General features: G+C 35.9%; 15 protein-coding genes. 8 read left to right on the top strand and 7 right to left on the bottom strand.

Features of this window, described 5'->3' with window-relative positions; translation table 11 throughout:
- Position 1 precedes the first annotated feature (1 nt).
- The 3 genes from Q5N69_RS17080 to Q5N69_RS17070 are packed head-to-tail and all read left to right on the top strand — an operon-like array spanning position 2 to position 4,357.
- Positions 2-3,598, top strand: a complete 3,597-nt coding sequence (locus Q5N69_RS17080; RefSeq protein WP_304370298.1) for a pilus assembly protein — start codon at positions 2-4, stop codon at positions 3,596-3,598.
- Complete coding sequence (locus Q5N69_RS17075; RefSeq protein ID WP_342866506.1) at positions 3,598-4,011, top strand: type IV pilin protein; 414 nt, start codon at positions 3,598-3,600, stop codon at positions 4,009-4,011. Before Q5N69_RS17080 ends, Q5N69_RS17075 begins: the two co-directional genes overlap by 1 nt.
- Before the next feature lies 1 nt (position 4,012).
- The gene (locus Q5N69_RS17070; protein ID WP_304370297.1) at positions 4,013-4,357 is read left to right on the top strand and encodes a TapY2 family type IVa secretion system protein; all 345 of its coding nucleotides are present in this window, start codon (positions 4,013-4,015) and stop codon (positions 4,355-4,357) included.
- Between the two features lie 32 nt (positions 4,358-4,389).
- On the opposite strand, the gene Q5N69_RS17065 is transcribed toward Q5N69_RS17070, so the two are convergent.
- From Q5N69_RS17065 to nadE, 3 genes are all read right to left on the bottom strand, one after another.
- Complete coding sequence (locus tag Q5N69_RS17065) at positions 4,390-4,986, bottom strand: GspH/FimT family protein (RefSeq protein WP_304370296.1); 597 nt, start codon at positions 4,984-4,986, stop codon at positions 4,390-4,392.
- Positions 4,987-5,044: 58 nt separating this feature from the next.
- Positions 5,045-5,608 (bottom strand): GspH/FimT family pseudopilin, encoded by a 564-nt coding sequence (locus Q5N69_RS17060; protein WP_304370295.1) that lies wholly within the window; start codon positions 5,606-5,608, stop codon positions 5,045-5,047.
- A gap of 95 nt (positions 5,609-5,703) precedes the next feature.
- The gene (gene nadE / locus Q5N69_RS17055) at positions 5,704-6,537 is read right to left on the bottom strand and encodes an ammonia-dependent NAD(+) synthetase (RefSeq protein WP_304370294.1); all 834 of its coding nucleotides are present in this window, start codon (positions 6,535-6,537) and stop codon (positions 5,704-5,706) included.
- Positions 6,538-6,714: 177 nt separating this feature from the next.
- On the opposite strand from nadE, the gene glnB reads away from it, so the two are divergent.
- The gene (gene glnB / locus Q5N69_RS17050; RefSeq protein WP_304370293.1) at positions 6,715-7,053 is read left to right on the top strand and encodes a nitrogen regulatory protein P-II; all 339 of its coding nucleotides are present in this window, start codon (positions 6,715-6,717) and stop codon (positions 7,051-7,053) included.
- A 60-nt stretch (positions 7,054-7,113) separates the two neighbouring features.
- Here glnB and Q5N69_RS17045 read toward each other — a convergent pair whose 3' ends face one another.
- The gene (locus tag Q5N69_RS17045; protein ID WP_304370292.1) at positions 7,114-7,875 is read right to left on the bottom strand and encodes an outer membrane protein assembly factor BamD; all 762 of its coding nucleotides are present in this window, start codon (positions 7,873-7,875) and stop codon (positions 7,114-7,116) included.
- A gap of 220 nt (positions 7,876-8,095) precedes the next feature.
- Between Q5N69_RS17045 and rluD the strand changes: the two genes are divergently transcribed.
- The 3 genes from rluD to clpB all read left to right on the top strand — a co-directional run bounded on the left by rluD (position 8,096) and on the right by clpB (position 12,537).
- Complete coding sequence (gene rluD, locus Q5N69_RS17040; protein WP_304370291.1) at positions 8,096-9,070, top strand: 23S rRNA pseudouridine(1911/1915/1917) synthase RluD; 975 nt, start codon at positions 8,096-8,098, stop codon at positions 9,068-9,070.
- Positions 9,057-9,818, top strand: coding sequence for a peptidoglycan editing factor PgeF (pgeF, locus tag Q5N69_RS17035; protein ID WP_304370290.1), 762 nt, complete (start codon positions 9,057-9,059; stop codon positions 9,816-9,818). Before rluD ends, pgeF begins: the two co-directional genes overlap by 14 nt.
- Positions 9,819-9,960: 142 nt before the next feature.
- The gene (gene clpB, locus Q5N69_RS17030) at positions 9,961-12,537 is read left to right on the top strand and encodes an ATP-dependent chaperone ClpB (RefSeq protein ID WP_304370289.1); all 2,577 of its coding nucleotides are present in this window, start codon (positions 9,961-9,963) and stop codon (positions 12,535-12,537) included.
- Between the two features lie 10 nt (positions 12,538-12,547).
- On the opposite strand, the gene Q5N69_RS17025 is transcribed toward clpB, so the two are convergent.
- Complete coding sequence (locus Q5N69_RS17025; RefSeq protein WP_304370288.1) at positions 12,548-12,979, bottom strand: DUF4124 domain-containing protein; 432 nt, start codon at positions 12,977-12,979, stop codon at positions 12,548-12,550.
- A 215-nt stretch (positions 12,980-13,194) separates the two neighbouring features.
- Between Q5N69_RS17025 and pssA the strand changes: the two genes are divergently transcribed.
- A complete protein-coding gene (pssA, locus tag Q5N69_RS17020; protein WP_304370287.1) occupies positions 13,195-13,968 on the top strand; it encodes a CDP-diacylglycerol--serine O-phosphatidyltransferase in 774 nt (257 codons plus the stop codon).
- Between the two features lie 122 nt (positions 13,969-14,090).
- On the opposite strand, the gene Q5N69_RS17015 is transcribed toward pssA, so the two are convergent.
- A complete protein-coding gene (locus Q5N69_RS17015) occupies positions 14,091-14,639 on the bottom strand; it encodes a PEP-CTERM sorting domain-containing protein (protein ID WP_304370286.1) in 549 nt (182 codons plus the stop codon).
- 96 nt (positions 14,640-14,735) lie between these two features.
- Positions 14,736-17,879, bottom strand: a complete 3,144-nt coding sequence (locus Q5N69_RS17010; protein ID WP_304370285.1) for a S8 family serine peptidase — start codon at positions 17,877-17,879, stop codon at positions 14,736-14,738.
- Positions 17,880-18,158: the final 279 nt, after the last annotated feature.

Below are 18,158 nucleotides of genomic sequence, written 5' to 3'. Positions count from 1 at the left end.
TATGAAAAAATCATTATTATTTTTTACATGTATTCTTCTTCCACTTTTTTCTTTTAGTGAAGATATAGAGTTATATATTGGTGATACTAGTCAACGAGAAGATACAAAACCTCAAGTATTATTAATTGTTGATACATCAGGCAGTATGGCTTCGACACAAACAATTAAAACACCTTATAATCCTGATAGTACATATAAAACTTTAGGTACTTTTTCGGGAAGAGGAGATGATTATTTATATTATAGTGTAGGAAGCGAATCGTCGTCACCTGTGGTTGATTCAACTAGTGAGAATCGTCGTTTCTTAGCAAGCATTAATAACTGTTCTTCAGCGGTTTCTCGATTAAATGAAGTAGGTTTTTATACAGGGCGTATTCGAGAGTATACATTTGAAGGTAATACTGGAAGCTGGCAAGAAATACCTGAATCTGATGGAACTAGTATTACTATAATTGATTGTGAAGACGATATTAGCCTCGATTTATCTAACATAGAAAATGGTTTTGCGGTAGAGCATGATGAAAACCAAGTTAGAGGCTTATTAACAACGTCTACGGTTAGAGGTTATCCTATTGATGGCGAAGGTAACAGATTGTTACCTGATTATTATGATAACGATATTAATACAGTAGACTCTTCATGGGGAGGCGATGTAGTTACTATATATACTGATAATTATTTACGGTGGGATCAAGGAACACAATACAGTAATAACACTAATATTGGTACTACCATAGCAACAAGATTATCTATCGCTCAAAGAACCTTAAGTGATTTAGTTGAATCTATTCCGTCAGTACAGTTCGGTTTAGAGGTATATAATATTAATGCTTATTCTGATACAAATTCAAATAGAGGTCATGGTGGGCGTATAGCGTTTGGTATACAAGAAATGACGGCTAATGCTAAAGGTGAGTTACAGGATATTATTGACGATGAATTACATGCGGCTGGTTCAACGCCTTTATGTGAATCATATTATGAAGCATATCGATATTTTTCTGGATCCTCGGTGTATTTTGCAGATACGGATTATAGCTCATACCTCAATAACTACACACAATATCATAATCGTAATAGACCTGGACGAGATACAAGTATCGAAAGCAACGGTAGATATATAACACCTTATGAAAACTGTACTAATGAGATCTTTGTTATTTTAATTACTGATGGCATTCCACAAAATGATGCGAAGGCTGATAGTTTAATTAGATCCCTTCACACTAGCGTCGGCTCTACTGCTCAACCAGTAGATGGTAATTATTTACCTGCATTAGCGCAATATATGCATAGTAATGACATTAATGCTAGCTTAGATGGTACCCAAATTGCAACTTTATATACAGTTGGTTTTAGTGAAGGTGCAGGGGATGCAGAAGATGTATTAACCGCAGCAGCAACTAATGGTGGTGGGCAATATTATGACGCCACAGATCCGACTCAATTAGGTGCTTCTCTTCAAAAAGCACTAAGCTCGATTTTAGAAGTTACCACTAGTTTCACCGCACCTTCAGTTGCAACAAATAGTTTTGATAGAACGGAATCACAGGACTCAGCGTATTATGGAATGTTTATTCCTGAAAGTGGTGCTAAATGGAAAGGAAATCTAAAAAAACTTAAGTTAGTCGATGATGAGCAAGTTGGTCGAGATGATGAAGTTGCCATAGATGCTGATGGTAATATGTTAGCTGCTGCCAAAACATTTTGGAGGAGCTCAGATGAGGCTGACGGAAATAATGTTGAAGCCGGTGGTGTTGTGGGGATGTTTAATAATAAAGAAGATGCCCGTAATATTTACAGTGACATTGGCCCCGGTAATGAACTTAGTGAATTAAACTATTCAAGCATGCAAACCTATTACGGAGGGATTTTACAAACCTATTTAGCGTTTGGCGTTTTAAACATACTTGAGGCACAGGATTATATTAATTGGGCTTTAGGTTTTGATGTTGACGATGCCGATGATGACAATGATACAGGTGATTACCGACCAGATTTATTCGGAGACCCACTGCATTCAAAGCCAGTAGCAATAAACTATGGTGGTAGTGATGAAGATAATCCAAATATTAGAATCGTAGTTGGTACAAACTCCGGTGTCTTACACATGTTCAAAGACAGTGGAGAAACTGTTGATGAGTCTTGGGCATTTATGCCTAAAAGATTTTTTTCTGATATAAAATCATTGCGAGATAATTTACCTGCTTCTGATAAAGTTTATGGTGTTGATGGTTCAATTACTGCTTTTACTATAGATAAAAACGGTGATGGTACAATCAGTGGTACAGATGAAAAAGCATGGATATTTTTTGGTTTAAGACGCGGTGGCAACTCATATTATGCTTTAGATGTAACAGCTCCTGATACACCAGAGTATATGTGGGAAATAACAGCAGATACAGCAGGTTTTGAAGAATTAGGACAAACATGGTCGCAACCAGTTGTAGGGTATTCAAAATTAAATATTGAAGGCGGTTCACCTAAACCTGTCCTTATTTTTGGTGCTGGATATTCAATTGCTAAAGATGCTTCAGGACCGGGAACTAACGACGAAGTTGGTCGAGGCATATATATGGTGGATGCTGAAAGCGGTGAGTTACTATGGAGTATAACCCCTGGGGCTACAAGTGATAAAAACACTCAATTTACAGGTTTTACTGACAGTATCCCGTCTAAAATAGCGGTATTTGATAGTGATAGCGATGGACTTATTGATAGATTATATACAGGAGACACTGGCGGTAATGTTTTCAGAATAGATATGCCGGGTTCAGATCCTTTCGATAGTGATACGCCTTGGACAGCATTTAAATTTGCAGAATTAGGCGGCACAACGAATGCTGATGACAGACGTTTCTTTAGTGAAGCAATAGTAGAAAAAACATTCTTCACTGATACTGTTGAAATTACTATAGATGGTGATACTACAGTAATAAGTCAAGAAACACCTTACGATGCTGTTTTAATTGGCAGTGGTGATAGAAGTACGCCTACCGCAACCGATACTGAGGATAAGTTCTTTATGCTACAAGATGAAAATGTAGTTACACAATCATTTGTTGCTGGTGCAGTTGCACCGTCTCTTGAGCCGCCTTCACCGATATTATTTAACGACTCTTATTTACACGACTTTACTGATAATCCGTATGATTCATTAACAGGTACTGATAAACAAAACCTAGACTTAATTGTTAGTAGAAAGTCTGGCTGGTATTACAGTTATTCAACGGGAGAACGAAGCACCGGTGGTGCATTATTAGTTAAAGGACAGGCTTTATTTCCATCTTTTGTACCAGGTACTGTAGGCGATTCATCTTCCTGTTCTTTAACTACTGGACAAGGTTTTATATATGCGATTGATTTGTATGACGGAACTACTTCATATGAATCACGTAAAACATTAATTACATCCACAATGCCTGACACGCCAACTATTGTTATTCCGCCAAGTGGTACGGTAACAACAACACCCGATGAAAATGAGCCTCCAGGAACTGATAGGTCTACTCTCTTAATTTTAACAGGTGGGGTTCCTATCACTACGGATGTTTCACTTACTACATTTAGTACTTATCAATATGTTACGGAGCAATAATGATGCAAGTTAAAAAACAAGTAGGTATGACACTTATTGAGTTGTTAATTACTATTGCCATTGTAGGGATCTTGGGCGCTGTTGCTTATCCGTCTTATACAACTTATGTAACACAGTCGAATCGTACTGAAGCTAAAAGAGAACTTGCTCGAGTGGCAAACAAAATGGAACAATATTACGTTGACCATCGAAAATATACTGCTGATATGACTTTACTTGGAATGGCCGCGGACCCTTATATAACAGAAACAGGTAATTATAGTATTGATACTTCAGCTCAAAATGATGGGAGCTTTACTTTAACTGCTACGGCTAGAGGAACTCAAGCTACTAGAGATCCCGATTGTACTACATTGTCTATTGACCATACGGGTCAAAAAACAGCTGAATCAGCTGACTGCTGGGAGAAATAATATGAAATTAGTTTCTAATTTAGTGTTGTTACTAAGCATATATAGCATTTTTCATTCCTCTTTGATTTTAGCTAAGAAATCTGAACGATTTGAAGATGTAAAGAAGGTAAATTTGAAATGTCATGTTGAGCTAATCGGAGGTAAAACTACTATTCTTTATCACTATCACTTGCCTGAAAGTGATAAAGACCTTTTTGCTAATTGGCTACTACAGAAATATAAAGACTCCCAAGGTAATAATGAAGTGGAACCTGTATATAAAGTAAATGAATGTGTTGAAATTAAAGATAAGTTTAAAGATACTATAGCAAATACCTTAGAAGCAGAGCTGGAACTTGAGAGGTAACATATTTTATCTATTAGTTAGCCTGTTCAGGATCATGAGCAGGTTATATTTACATTATTTCTATCTTCATCAACCCCATCACTATCACTATCATTACTAATATAAGCTCTACCAGAAACAGCAACAATAATACCTCTTGATGCATCAGCATAGCCGTAAGGGCAGTAACTGAAAGTAGATTCATTGTTATTTATCGGCAAGTTGCCTAAAGAATTATAAGTAAGAAATGCTCCATTAGAATATTGAAACTGATCATTACTACTACTTATAGCTGACTTTACGCGAACAATTTCGTCATCTGCAATATCAAAGTCATTGTTCTGATTGAAATCGATAAACACACTAACTTCTTGGGTCCAATCATCTGTACAAGAACCATTTACGATAGGGCATACAACCACATCTTGACCGCTGTTCACTGAGGTATTTCGTGCTATAAGAAGTAAACGATGTAATTCAGAAATTTCGTTATCGACTCTCATACTAACGGTAAATGTTTTTAAGCTGGGTAAAGCGACCGCAGCCAAAATTGCAACAATAGCTATACCTACTAAAAGCTCAACCATGGTAAAAGCACGTTGTTTTTTCTTTAAGGTTTTTATACACATAGAAACAAGATCTTCCTTCATTACAGCAATACGTTATTTATAACATTATTGCGGTAAGCTATCTAGATATGAGTATAGTCTAATCACAGATAATTAAAGTACCACTTCTATTTCTGTCTAATCCATCATTTCTTAGGTCTGTTGTTTGATAAGCCCTACCAGCCCTTGAAACAATTATGCCTCTGTTTTTATCTTCATGATCTTTAGGGCAATATTTAAAAGTTGCATTACCTCCCCAAATAACTAGATGTCCTGTAGGACCAAAAACTAAAGCCGTACGATTAGAGCCGTATTGGAGTTTATCACCTTCATTAATTGGGGCTTTAACTCTTAATATTGCTTCATCTAGAGATGGTTCAAATTCTTTATTTTTATTATGATCAGTAAAAATACTAATGGTTAGATGCCAGTCAGTTGTGCAAATATTGGCATTATTCAAAGGGCAAATTGTAATATTCGTATTAGAGTTAATGGCTGTGTTTTTGGTGAATGCTATCATTTTATGTAATTCTGATATCTCACGGTCAACACGAAGTTTAACCGTGAAATCTGCTAAAGCAGGCATACCTATTGTAATTAAAAGCATTAAGATGCTAACAGAAGTTAATAATTCAATTAATGTGAACCCGTTATGTTTATACATATCAACTATCCTTAGTCGCTTGATTATTGTTTTGGTTATTTAATAAACGATTTGGCTGCGATATTGATAGTATAATTTTTACTCTAAAATGTAAACTAGGTGTAAATTGTTGGTATTTCTGCTCGTTTATGTTGTGTTTTTAAATAGATGTTAATGATCTTTTCTTCAATAGCTTTATCTTTAAGTTTACCTTCTAAAAAGTCATCTAGTTGGTCGTAAGAGATTCCTAATGCATCTTCATCTTTTTTACCTGGTGATAATTCTTCTAGATCAGCTGTAGGAGCTTTAATAATAAGCTGATCAGGAGCACCTAACTCTTTAGCTAGTTGACGTACCTGACGCTTTGATAAACCAAATAGTGGTGCTAAGTCGCATGCACCATCTCCCCACTTAGTAAAGAAGCCTGTAATATTTTCAGCTGAATGATCAGTGCCTAGTACTAATCCACCTAAAATTCCAGCGACATTGTATTGCATAACCATTCGAGTACGAGCTTTCACATTACCTTTTGAGAAGTCCATTTGGGCATCTGAAGCTGTTAACAAATTACTAGCAGATAATGCTTTTAGTGTTTCTTCATGTATCCCATTGGCACCATTTAATATGTTGGTGCAGATATCATGTGAAGGTTTAATAAAGTTCAGAGCCAGTTGAGCATCTTCTTCATCTGCTTGCACATCAAAAGGTAATCTAACGGCTATAAATTGAAACTCACTAGTATTGTTTTCACTATTTAATTGTTCTACAGCCAGTTGAGCCAATTTCCCACAGGTTGTCGAGTCAACACCACCACTGATGCCTAGAACGAGTTTTGTTAACCCTGAGGCTTTTAATTGCTGTTTAATGAATTGTACTCGGCGGTTAATTTCATATTGAGCATCTATAACAGGCAATACTTTCATTTCGTCAATAATCAACTGGGGATTCATGTATTTTCCTTAACGGTAATTAAATAATAATTTTATTTGAAGGATCAGATTCTTCGGTAGATAATGAGGTAAGTGTATCAAAATTTATCACATTAATAGTATGCTATTTAGTGATATTTTTGATTGATGTTGTGAATTGTGTACAATGAATTTAACTTTATAGAAATGGATCAAATGATGAAGAAAATAGAAGCGATTATTAAACCGTTTAAATTAGACGATGTTCGAGAAGCACTGGGTGAAATTGGTGTTACAGGTATGACTGTTTCAGAAGTTAAAGGCTTTGGACGTCAAAAAGGTCACACTGAACTTTATCGTGGTGCTGAATACATGGTTGATTTCTTACCTAAAGTAAAAATTGAGCTTGTTATTGCTACTGAAGATGTAGAACGATGTATTGAAGCTATTATGTCTACTGCTCAAACAGGTAAAATAGGCGATGGTAAGATATTTGTTACAGATGTAGAGCGTATTATTCGTATAAGAACGGGTGAAGAGGACGCTTCAGCTATATAGAAACAGCTGAAGATAGATTCAAAGCACTAACTATTACCTTAGTGCTTTGAAAAATTAATACTATCTTAAAAGCGGGTTTCCAGGAAAGTTAGCTGCTAATACTTGTTTCGCATTATTCTTAAGATCATGAAGTTCTAACTTGTCGTAACATTCAATCATAATCTCTAAAGCTTCTTCAACATGCTCACTCGGTGCATAATATTCAATTACATATCTGCCTCTATTTGCTGCAGAAGCCCAAGCATCTCTTTTTAGATAAAAACGTGCGACGGATATTTCATATCTAGCTAATCGCTCTTTTATATCAATCATGCGCTTTCTTGAGTCAGCAGCATATTTGCTTTCTGGGTAATCTGTTAGGATTTTTTTGAAACCAAGAAAAGCATTTCTAGACGCTGTTGGATCTCTGTCAGAACGATCAATACCAACCAAATCCTGAAACAAGTTATCTTCAGTTGATAAATTAATTAATGCTTTCATGTAGTAAACATAATCAACATTCGGATGGGCAGGATTCAATTTCACAAATCTATCAGCTAATGCAATACCTTGCTCTGCATTTCCTGTTTTGTAATAAGCATAAATCAAATCTATTTGTACTTGATGAGATATAGGACCAAATGGGAATCGAGCATCTATTGCTGATAATAGTTGGATAGCTTTCTGAAATAATCCATCGTCAAGTGCTTTACGTGCATCTGAGAATAATGTTTGAGCAGACTTATTCGGTACATTTTCAATGTTCACATCATCAGATGATGAACAACCGACTAAGCTTAATGTAAGTGCAGTCAGTAATACTTTTATTGATATTTTTTCCATAGATATAAAAATCACAACGTTGGTTTAGCTAAAGTTAATGTGGCTCCATCAGAATTTAATATGATTTATGTTTTAACTATCACATTCATATTTATTTGATGAAGTTGGTTTCATCCCATCACACAAACAGGTAAAATATCCAAGCATTCTAACCTAGCAAACATTCCTTGCACAGTACTAAAGTATATTTAGTTTGCTTGGTAAATTTAAAGAGAACTTAATGGCTGAAAAAATTCAACACACTGGTATAGTCCCTGAATCTTGTTTGGGTAAAAGATTAGACCAAACAATTGCGGAAATGTTTCCTGATTATTCAAGAACAAGATTAAAAGATTGGATTTTAGCAGGTCACGTCTGTGTAAACGACGCTGTAGTTAAGATAGCACGCGAAAAAATGTTTGGTGGGGAAACTATTTCTATCGATACAGAAATCGAAGCAGAAGTAAGATTTCAAGCTCAAGACTTACCATTAAACATAGTTTATGAAGATGACGATATTTTAGTTATTAATAAACCTGCGGGTTTAGTTGTTCATCCTGGTGCCGGTAATCCAGATGGCACTGTATTAAATGCCTTGCTACATTATTGTCCTCAAGTGGAAATTGTACCAAGAGCGGGCATCGTGCATCGCTTAGATAAAGATACTACCGGATTGATGGTTGTTGCTAAAACTATTGCAGCACAAACTAATTTAGTTGAAGCATTGCAAGCACGTGAAATTACACGTGAATATGAAGCAGTTGCTGCTGGTATTATGACAGCAGGTGGTTTGGTTGATCAACCTATTGGTAGACATCCAACTAAACGTACACATATGGCCGTAACCTTTTCGGGACGTCCATCTGTTACGCATTATCGCGTTATGGAAAAGTTTAGACTCCACACTAGACTTCGTTTGCGATTAGAAACAGGTCGTACTCATCAAATCAGAGTACACATGTCTCATATTACACATCCGCTTGTTGGTGACCCTGTTTATGGTGGCAGACCTCGTCCACCTAAAAATGCGACTGAAGAATTACGTGATTTTTTACGTGGATTTCACCGACAAGCTCTTCATGCAGCAATGTTATCATTATTTCATCCAATAACAGGTGAGCAAATGACATGGCATGCTGATGTGCCTGAAGATATGGTTAAGTTAACAGAGTTACTTCGAGAAGATAACAAATTACATTCAATTGAACCATACTAACTCTGCTTTTCATTATTTGTCTTGGCCAGTACAAAATGTATTGGCCTTTACTACAACTGTTCATCATCCAGAACGACTTAAAACTTCCACATGTTACGGAAACTTTAACTTAGGTTTACATGTAGGTGATGATGAAAGTGTTGTTCAAAGTAACAGAGATTTGTTACTCGAATACCTGCCTGAAAATACAGCAATCCAATGGTTAGACCAAGTTCATGGTAATAACATAGAAGTTATACATTCATGTTCAGATATTCTTATTGCCGATGCCTCTATTACACAGCAAAACAACATAGCACTCGCTGTAATGACAGCTGATTGTTTACCTATTATTATTTCTACACTTGATGGTAGTGAAGTGGCTGCTATACATGGAGGCTGGAAACCATTATCTAAAAAAATTATTGAATACACCATTTCAAAAATGGAAACACCTGTAAAAGATCTTCACATTTGGTTAGGACCTTGTATTGGACCTGAGAAATTCGAAGTAGGCGAAGATTTATATCAAGAGTTTGTGACAATAGATAATAACTTTAATAAAGCCTTTGTTGCTGTTAAGTCTTCAAAAAATGTAAATAAGTATATGGCGAATTTGCACCTGATCGCTCAAATACAGTTAGAAAAACTAGGTGCTAGATATATTTATTCTTTACCACATTGTACATTTTCTCAGCCTAATGATTATTATTCTTATAGAAGAAATAAGCAAACAGGCCGCATGACAACTATAATTTGTCGTACCTAATCCCTCAAAATATTATTCTAGATCAAAAATAAATTAATACCCGATTGCTATTTAGTTAATAGCCCTCATTAATAAAGTATAGAGAGTTAAACTATATTTTATTTAATCTCGTTAATTAATCTCGTTTTATTGAAGGTGTAATATGCGCTTAGACCGATTTACTCAAACATTCCAAGAAGCTATTTCTGATGCCCAATCTCTTGCTTTAGGAAAAGATCATCAATTTATAGAACCTACTCATTTAATGATGTCGTTATTAAATCAAAATAATAATAGCGTAATACCTTTGTTAAAGAGTGCTGGTGTAAATATTCATACCTTGCGTAATCAGATAGAAGCTTCTCTAACCAGTTTAGCTCAAGTTTCTGGTACGGGTGGAGATGTTCAACTGTCTGCTTCTTTAGGGAATCTATTTAATTTATGTGACAAATACGCCCAAAAACTAGGTGATAAATACATATCATCTGAGGTGTTTGTTCTTGCCGCCATTGAAGACAAAGGTGCATTAGGCAAAATCTTAACCTCACTTGGCGCAAATAAATCACGTTTAGAGAAAGCAATAGAACATATAAGAGGTGGTGAATCAGTGAATGATCAAAATGCTGAAGATGTGCGTCAAGCATTAAATAAATATACAGTTGATTTAACTGAAAGAGCAGAACAAGGAAAGCTTGATCCTGTTATAGGGCGCGACGATGAAATAAGACGTACTATTCAAGTATTACAAAGACGTACCAAAAATAATCCAGTATTAATTGGTGAGCCAGGTGTTGGAAAAACAGCTATTGTTGAAGGATTAGCTCAACGAATTATTGATAATGCTGTACCTGAAGGTATAAGAAATAAAAGAGTACTTTCACTAGATATGGGTGCCTTAGTTGCTGGCGCTAAATACAGGGGCGAATTTGAAGAGCGCTTAAAAGCTGTTTTAAATGAACTCGCTAAAGAAGAAGGGCAAGTTATTCTCTTCATCGATGAATTACACACTATGGTAGGTGCAGGCAAGTCTGACGGTGCTATGGATGCTGGTAACATGCTTAAGCCTGCTTTAGCGCGAGGTGACTTACATTGTGTAGGAGCAACAACCCTTGATGAATATCGACAGTATATTGAAAAAGATTCGGCTTTAGAGCGTCGTTTCCAAAAAGTATTAGTAGATGAACCAAGCGTTGAAGATACGATCGCTATTTTACGTGGTTTAAAAGAGCGTTATGAACTTCATCACAATGTTGAAATTACAGACCCTGCAATTGTTGCCGCAGCATCACTATCTTATCGCTATATCAGTGATCGCCAACTACCAGATAAAGCTATAGATTTGATTGATGAAGCTGCATCAAGTATTCGTTTACAAATGGATTCAAAACCTGAAGACCTAGATCGTTTAGAAAGAAGGCTAATTCAATTAAAGTTAGAAGAACGAGCATTAGCTAAAGAGTCTGATGCTGCCTCAGTAAAACGTTTAGAAAATATTGTCCAAGAAATAGCAGGAATGCAAAGTCAGTATGATGAGTTAGATGAAGTTTGGACTACTGAAAAAGCCGCATTGCATGGAACTCAAGCAATCAAAACTGATCTTGAACAAGCAAGATTAGCACTTGAAGCTGCAACACGTGCTGGCGATCTTAATAAAATGTCTGAATTGCACCACGGAAAAATTCCGCAACTTGAAAAGCAACTTGATTTAGCAAGCCAAGCTGAAATGCAAGAAATGAGTTTGTTAAAAAATAAGGTAACAGAAGCTGAAATTGCCGATGTATTAAGTAAGGCTACCGGTATCCCTGTTTCTAAAATGTTAGAACAAGAGCGAGAAAAACTATTAAATATGGAAGATAGCTTACATGAGAAAGTTATCGGACAAAATGAGGCTATAGCATCTGTATCAAATGCGATAAGAAGATCGAGAGCGGGTTTGTCAGATCCTGATCAACCAATAGGATCTTTCTTATTCTTAGGACCAACCGGAGTAGGTAAAACAGAATTAACTAAGTCATTAGCTAACTTTTTATTTGATAGTGAAGATTCGTTAATTAGAATTGATATGTCAGAGTTTATGGAAAAACACTCTGTTGCTCGTCTTATTGGTGCACCTCCAGGTTATGTTGGTTATGAAGAGGGGGGGTATTTAACGGAAGCTGTTCGCCGTAAACCTTATTCAGTTATTCTTTTGGATGAAATAGAAAAAGCACATAATGATGTTTTTAATATTTTACTTCAGGTACTTGATGATGGTCGATTAACTGATGGGCAGGGGCGAACTGTTGATTTTAAAAATACAGTGATCATCATGACCTCTAATATCGGATCTGATGTCATTCAAAAGTTTAGCGCAGAAAAACAATATGAATTGATGAAAAGCCAAGTAATGGAAGAAGTTCATCAATACTTTAAACCAGAGTTTATCAATCGTATTGATGAATCAGTAGTATTTCATCCTTTAGAAACAAGCCAAATTGAAAAAATAGCAGGAATACAAATTCAGCTTCTTGCTAAGCGCTTAAAAGATAAAGAGATAACTTTAACGATATCTGATGATGCCTTGCATTACATTGGGAAAATAGGTTTCGATCATTTATTTGGTGCTAGACCATTAAAACGAGTTATTCAGCATGAAATTGAAAACCCGCTAGCTCAGTCGTTACTAGCGGGAGATATCACTCAAGAGAGTATAATCAAGATAGAATTATTAGATGAAAAGCTGATTTTTACAATCACCTAATTATATGGCTTTAAGATTTACAATAAAGATCGACACGCTCTTGATTAATAGTGATCTGCTCTTTTTGTTCTTCTTCATTTAATATTTGAGTATTTCCATCAGCATCAACAAAGCGGATTCTATTAAAATCGGTTAAGGTTGCTAAGTTTTTCTTAGCTTCCTCACATTTTTTTGAAATATCTAGAGTTAAGTTCTCAGATACACCCGCTTCTTTTTCTTTGGCTGCTGTGGTCAATTTTTCTTGCTTTTGAGCTGGTTTGGCTTGCCTATCTAGGTTTGATAATTGTGCATTCGCCATAACTAACTCTGTGTAGTTCCCTTCAGCGGGTTGATTTTGACTAAAATGTACAACGCCATCCTCACCAACCCATCTATAAATAATTACATCCGCTAAGGCATTTAAACTAAGAAGGAGTAATAAACTCGTTGACCAATATTTCATTTTTTAAACTCTTTTTTGTTTTAAAAATTATTAAGTAAATTGTACTGTTTATTTACTCATTTAAAAACGTTAAGTTACAAACTTATAACAATACCTACCAATGATTCAAATGTTTTATGCTTTTTTAGAGGTATATAATAAGAATTACACTATCCCTGTGAATTATACTTATGTTAAATTTACGCAAACACCTTGTATAACCTAATGGTTTCAAAATGACACAAAACACTTCAAGTGAAAAATCCCCTAAAAAAGGTATTTATCTTTTACCAAACTTATTAACAACAGCTGGTTTGTTTTTTGGATTTTATGCCATCGTTTCTTCTATGAAAGGGCATTTCGAAAGTGCAGCTATCGCAATATTTGTTGCTATGGTATTTGATGGTTTAGATGGGCGAGTTGCAAGAATGACCAACACGCAAAGTGAATTCGGTGCTGAATATGACAGTATGGCTGATATGGTGTCGTTTGGTATAGCACCCGGACTTGTTGCGTATAATTGGGCATTAGATGACTTTGGAAAATTTGGCTGGCTAGCTGCTTTTGTATTTGTAGCAAGTGCAGCACTTCGATTAGCACGTTTTAATACTCAAGTTGGTGTTGCTGATAAGCGTTACTTTCAAGGTTTAGCAAGCCCAGCAGCGGCAGGGGTTATTGCAAGTTTAGTTTGGGTTGGTTCATCCTACGAAATTGTCGGTCAAGATTATGGTTACATTGTTGGCGTAATTACTATTATTACAGGTTTGCTGATGGTGAGTAACTTTAGGTATAGCAGCTTTAAAGATGTTGATTGGAAAGGGAAGGTAAACTTTGTTGTTGTTCTACTCATTGTTCTTGCATTTGTTATTGTAGCTTCAAGTCCTGAAAACGTATTACTCATTATATTCGTTATCTATGCTTTCTCAGGACCATTTACCACTATTAGAGGAGTGAGAAAGCTTAAGCTAGAGCATGTTGTTGGTGACGACAAAGATGCCGATTTTAAATGATGCAAAGATTACTTATGTACACTTTAATCTTGTCAAATTAAAGTCATCACATTAGTTAAAATAAATAAAAAAGTCACTATAATTAGTGACTTTTTGGTTTTATAAATGAAATAGATTATTTATTAATTTTTACGACGCTTAGCAACTAAAAAGAATAAGCCTGTGAAAAATAATAAAAACATTGAAGGTTCAGAAACTACGCTAGCTTGACCTAATGCTAAATCACCAAAAACATAAAGACCGCCACCAAAATCAAATACATCGATAAAGAAGTTACCACCAAAAGCAGTATCAACTAAACCTTGAAAGTTATAGAACAAGAAGTTGCTTTCAGTAACATCAAACGTAAGGAATTCAATACCTGCACTTATATTATTTAAATCAACAAATACTTCAAATAATCCGAATAATGCAAAGTTGCCTGCAGCATCAGCCTCAGTGATCATATCAAATCCGAATAATTCAAAATCAACCCAAGTATTGATGGTACCAAACCCATCACTGTCTTGAGTATCAACTGTGATTGAACCAATCGTTTCAAATAATACTTCCGTAGTGGTTGCATCATCAAACAATATGTCTTGTATAATTAAGTTTGCATTAGCTGAGCCAATTGTGAATAAAGATAGAGATATAGCTAATAGTGCGTTTTTAAAATATGTGTTTAACATAATAGACCTGTTATTTTTGTCTTACTCATTGTAAGAGTTAATTGAGTTAAACAGCCCTTGAACACTGAAGGGCTGTTAATTAAGTAAATACTGAAACTAATTATTAATTTCTACAACGGTAGTTCCTTGCGCAACACCTTGGTCATCGTAGAATGTAATACCACCCATGAAAGTACCTTCAGTAAGACCTCTTGTCATAATGGTTACATTATTAAAGCGTCCTTCAATAGCACGAGTACTAGAGATAACTCTTGATGTACTTTCTTTTGAGTCAGCAATCCAAACAGGCATTGTATATTCAAGAGATTGAGCACCTGCTAGGTTATATCCATGTACCCAAATAAGGTATACATCACCCACGTCAACATTCGCTCTTGGTTCAGGATTCACTAATATCACATCTTCATTAGATGCAGCATTTAAAGATTGTCCTACCTGTGTACAACTCCATTGATCACAACGGTAAACGTAAAGATCTAAATCTACATTACCGGCACCATCACCAACTAGACCATCAACCAATGAGAAACGAGCAACTTGAGTTCCTTCAGGTATATGGAATAAATGAGTAGCAAGTCCATCTTCATTAAATGAGAACTCACTGTCAGGATCTTGTGAAACTGTTTCAGTTGAACCAAACGGGGCTACAAATCCAGCAAAGTCTGTAGAAGTTGCGCCTGAATAAAGCATTTTCACAGGGAAGGTTAAGCGACCTCTATTTAATTCACCAGAGATGGTCTCAGGAACTTCAATTGAAACTTCAGGAACAACTTTTATCGCAATTGGGCTACGTACGTTATGATTATTGTTATCAGATAACGTTATAGAACCGAATGCCCATTCATTAAATACAGCCGCGTCAGTACTACTAAAGTTTAAAACATAGCTTGCACTTTCACCGGCTTTAACACTTAACAAACCATCTTGAAGTTCATTACCATTTTCATCAAATGTAGTTATTGTTACATCTACACCTGCAGGAGCTTCAATCGTTGCATTATAAACACTATCCGATTCAGTAACGTTAGTAACTGTACGAGTAATTGATTCTGATCCAGAAAGTTCAGCAATACCAATAGATGCAATATTTAGCTGGCTTGGTTCAGTACTGAATCCAGAGCTACTTAATACATCACAACTTGTACCTAAATTAGAAACATACGTTTCGTTGCCTATACCACATAAAAATGCAAGGTAGTCATTATAGTTTGCACTATATACTAACCCTGGATCTAGAGCGTTAACTGGAGCTGCATGACCAGCACCAAAGTCAAATGGGTCTGCTTGTGTTACGCCATCTTCTTTGGTTAAGTTCTGTCTTGCTGTCGTCATTAATGAAGATTTAATTTGAGCAGGTGTCCATTCAGGATTTGATTCCTTGAAAAGAGCTGCTAAACCTGCAATATGAGGGCTAGACATTGAGGTGCCTTGCAGGTAAGCAAAAGTACCACCTTGCTCTCCAAACATTGGAGTGTTAGTTGTAGCGGCTAATATTTTAACACCTGGAGCAGTAATATCAGGCTTTATAATATCGTAGCTTGCTTGGTTAGGACCTCTAGAAGAGAAGTCAGCCATAACATTACCGATTTCAGTTGTATCTATCGCGGCATTCATATTTGAAAAAGTAACATTAGTCTCTGTAGTTAATGAACTTGCAATTAATTCTTGAGCATCAATATATGAAATCATAGAGCCAGGAATAGCAACAGCATCATCAGTTCCACCCATAGCAAAAGGAGACGTTCCTTCTTGAGTGTATATAACCGCAGCAATTGCACCTGCTTCTTGTGCATTAATAAATTTTTCAGTAAATGCACATGAACCACGAGCGATTAAAGCTACATTACCTACTAAGTTTGTTTGACCAGCAATTGGATTTGAACCATCATCTGTATTACATGCTTCAATTGAATCTGATACAACAATATTACCTGATAATTCATTAGCAGCTGGAGCAAAGCCTGCAGGTACAGAAACAATTGAAGAACCAGCTAAATCACCAGAATTAACAACCAATGCTTTACCAATAACTTTAGAAGTACCATCGTAAGTTGAAGCCGCTACTGATGTAACCCAAGGAGCTGGAGTTCCAACAGTTTCTGCATCAGGGCCACTATTACCAGCAGAGACTGAAACAAAAACACCTGCCTGAGTTGCACGTAACATAGCCGCTGCTGCAGGTTGAGTTAAATCTGTTAAACTTCCACCAATTGAAAAATTGATAACATCAACACCATCAACGACTGCTTGATCAATTGCCGCCATACTATCACTAGGGAAACAACCTGCTTCATCGCCACCTGTAGGGTTTGTATAATCACTATTCCAACAAACTTTATACATAGCAACACGAGCTCTAGGTGCTATACCGCTTACCAAGCCAACTTCCTGTCCTTCTAGTATAGCTTCAACATTAGAATTTCCCCCAGATGTACTAGCCGTATGAGAACCATGGCCGTCAGCATCACGTGGAGATATGAATTCACCTAGAGATGTTTGAATATCGTAAACAGATTGAAATGACTCATTAAAGTAACGAGCACCAATTAATTTGTTATTACATTTAAATGTATCAGCTTCTGCTTCTTCACCAGCATCACAAGTACCATTCCAACCGATTGATTGAGGATCAGAGTATGTACCATCATCAGCAAAGCTTGGATGTTCGGGTGCTATACCTGTATCCAAAACACCAATAACTACATCTTCACCTTTAATATTTAATGTATGTTGTCCAGTACTACCCGTTAAGCCTAAAAACTCAGGCGTATTAGAAGTCGTAACCTTTTGTATTTCTTCTTTCCACACACCAGCAACATCAGGGTTAGATTCAAGCATTGACACTTGCTTTTGAGTTAACTTAGCGGAGAAACCATTAAAAGTATGTTTAAACGAATGGATAATAGTAATAGAACCCATTTTGTTAGCTAATTCTTGCTGTCGCTCTTCTATAGCTTTTGTATAAGCAATTAAAGCAGGGGTATTAGCGTTGTAATTATTACCTGCAACTCCAACAACCTGATTAGAGGGTAATAACTCTCCAATATCTTCAGCTTGAGAAATGCCGGGCTTTTCTTTCATTTGTACTATATAGAGTGAAGAAGCATTTTTTTTAATTTGATTTGACTTGGCTTCTTTGAATAGTGATTTATCAGCATTAACTTCAGCAGCATTTACTGAGTAGGTAGTCGCTAATGCTAAAGTAACGAGGCTACTAACAATTTTTTGCTTAAATTGCATTTAATTCCCTTTGTATAATTGTTTAAAATATTAATGTCTACAGATAGATACATGTAAGACATGAGGATTTTACGAGATCAATATAGCGGTAAAAGTGTATAATGTGCAAACATAAAATTGACCAGATGGTTTAGTTTTTATCAACCGATGAATTAGTTTTTATAATTTAAGAATAAAAAAAAAGCGAATTGCTTATAAAGAAAGCAAACAAACAAAAAATCAAAGAAAATATGAAATAAAGCTTGCTTGGATCAAAAAGATCGTTAGAATGCGCTCCAC

The organism is Pseudocolwellia sp. AS88 (genome assembly GCF_030551755.1).
Taxonomy (GTDB): domain Bacteria; phylum Pseudomonadota; class Gammaproteobacteria; order Enterobacterales; family Alteromonadaceae; genus Pseudocolwellia.
Note: the sequence above shows the minus strand (reverse complement) of the source record. Positions and strands in the feature narration are given on the sequence as shown.

What these genes read in the sequence shown, in the direction of transcription:
- pssA (WP_304370287.1), top strand. Translation starts at nt 13,195, where the DNA reads ATGACACAAAACACTTCAAGTGAAAAATCCCCTAAAAAAGGTATTTAT.
- nadE (WP_304370294.1), bottom strand. Translation starts at nt 6,537, where the DNA reads ATGAATCCCCAGTTGATTATTGACGAAATGAAAGTATTGCCTGTTATA.
- Q5N69_RS17015 (WP_304370286.1), bottom strand. Translation starts at nt 14,639, where the DNA reads ATGTTAAACACATATTTTAAAAACGCACTATTAGCTATATCTCTATCT.
- Q5N69_RS17010 (WP_304370285.1), bottom strand. Translation starts at nt 17,879, where the DNA reads ATGCAATTTAAGCAAAAAATTGTTAGTAGCCTCGTTACTTTAGCATTA.
- Q5N69_RS17065 (WP_304370296.1), bottom strand. Translation starts at nt 4,986, where the DNA reads ATGAAGGAAGATCTTGTTTCTATGTGTATAAAAACCTTAAAGAAAAAA.
- clpB (WP_304370289.1), top strand. Translation starts at nt 9,961, where the DNA reads ATGCGCTTAGACCGATTTACTCAAACATTCCAAGAAGCTATTTCTGAT.
- glnB (WP_304370293.1), top strand. Translation starts at nt 6,715, where the DNA reads ATGAAGAAAATAGAAGCGATTATTAAACCGTTTAAATTAGACGATGTT.
- rluD (WP_304370291.1), top strand. Translation starts at nt 8,096, where the DNA reads ATGGCTGAAAAAATTCAACACACTGGTATAGTCCCTGAATCTTGTTTG.
- Q5N69_RS17070 (WP_304370297.1), top strand. Translation starts at nt 4,013, where the DNA reads ATGAAATTAGTTTCTAATTTAGTGTTGTTACTAAGCATATATAGCATT.
- Q5N69_RS17060 (WP_304370295.1), bottom strand. Translation starts at nt 5,608, where the DNA reads ATGTATAAACATAACGGGTTCACATTAATTGAATTATTAACTTCTGTT.
- Q5N69_RS17080 (WP_304370298.1), top strand. Translation starts at nt 2, where the DNA reads ATGAAAAAATCATTATTATTTTTTACATGTATTCTTCTTCCACTTTTT.
- Q5N69_RS17025 (WP_304370288.1), bottom strand. Translation starts at nt 12,979, where the DNA reads ATGAAATATTGGTCAACGAGTTTATTACTCCTTCTTAGTTTAAATGCC.
- Q5N69_RS17075 (WP_342866506.1), top strand. Translation starts at nt 3,598, where the DNA reads ATGATGCAAGTTAAAAAACAAGTAGGTATGACACTTATTGAGTTGTTA.
- Q5N69_RS17045 (WP_304370292.1), bottom strand. Translation starts at nt 7,875, where the DNA reads ATGGAAAAAATATCAATAAAAGTATTACTGACTGCACTTACATTAAGC.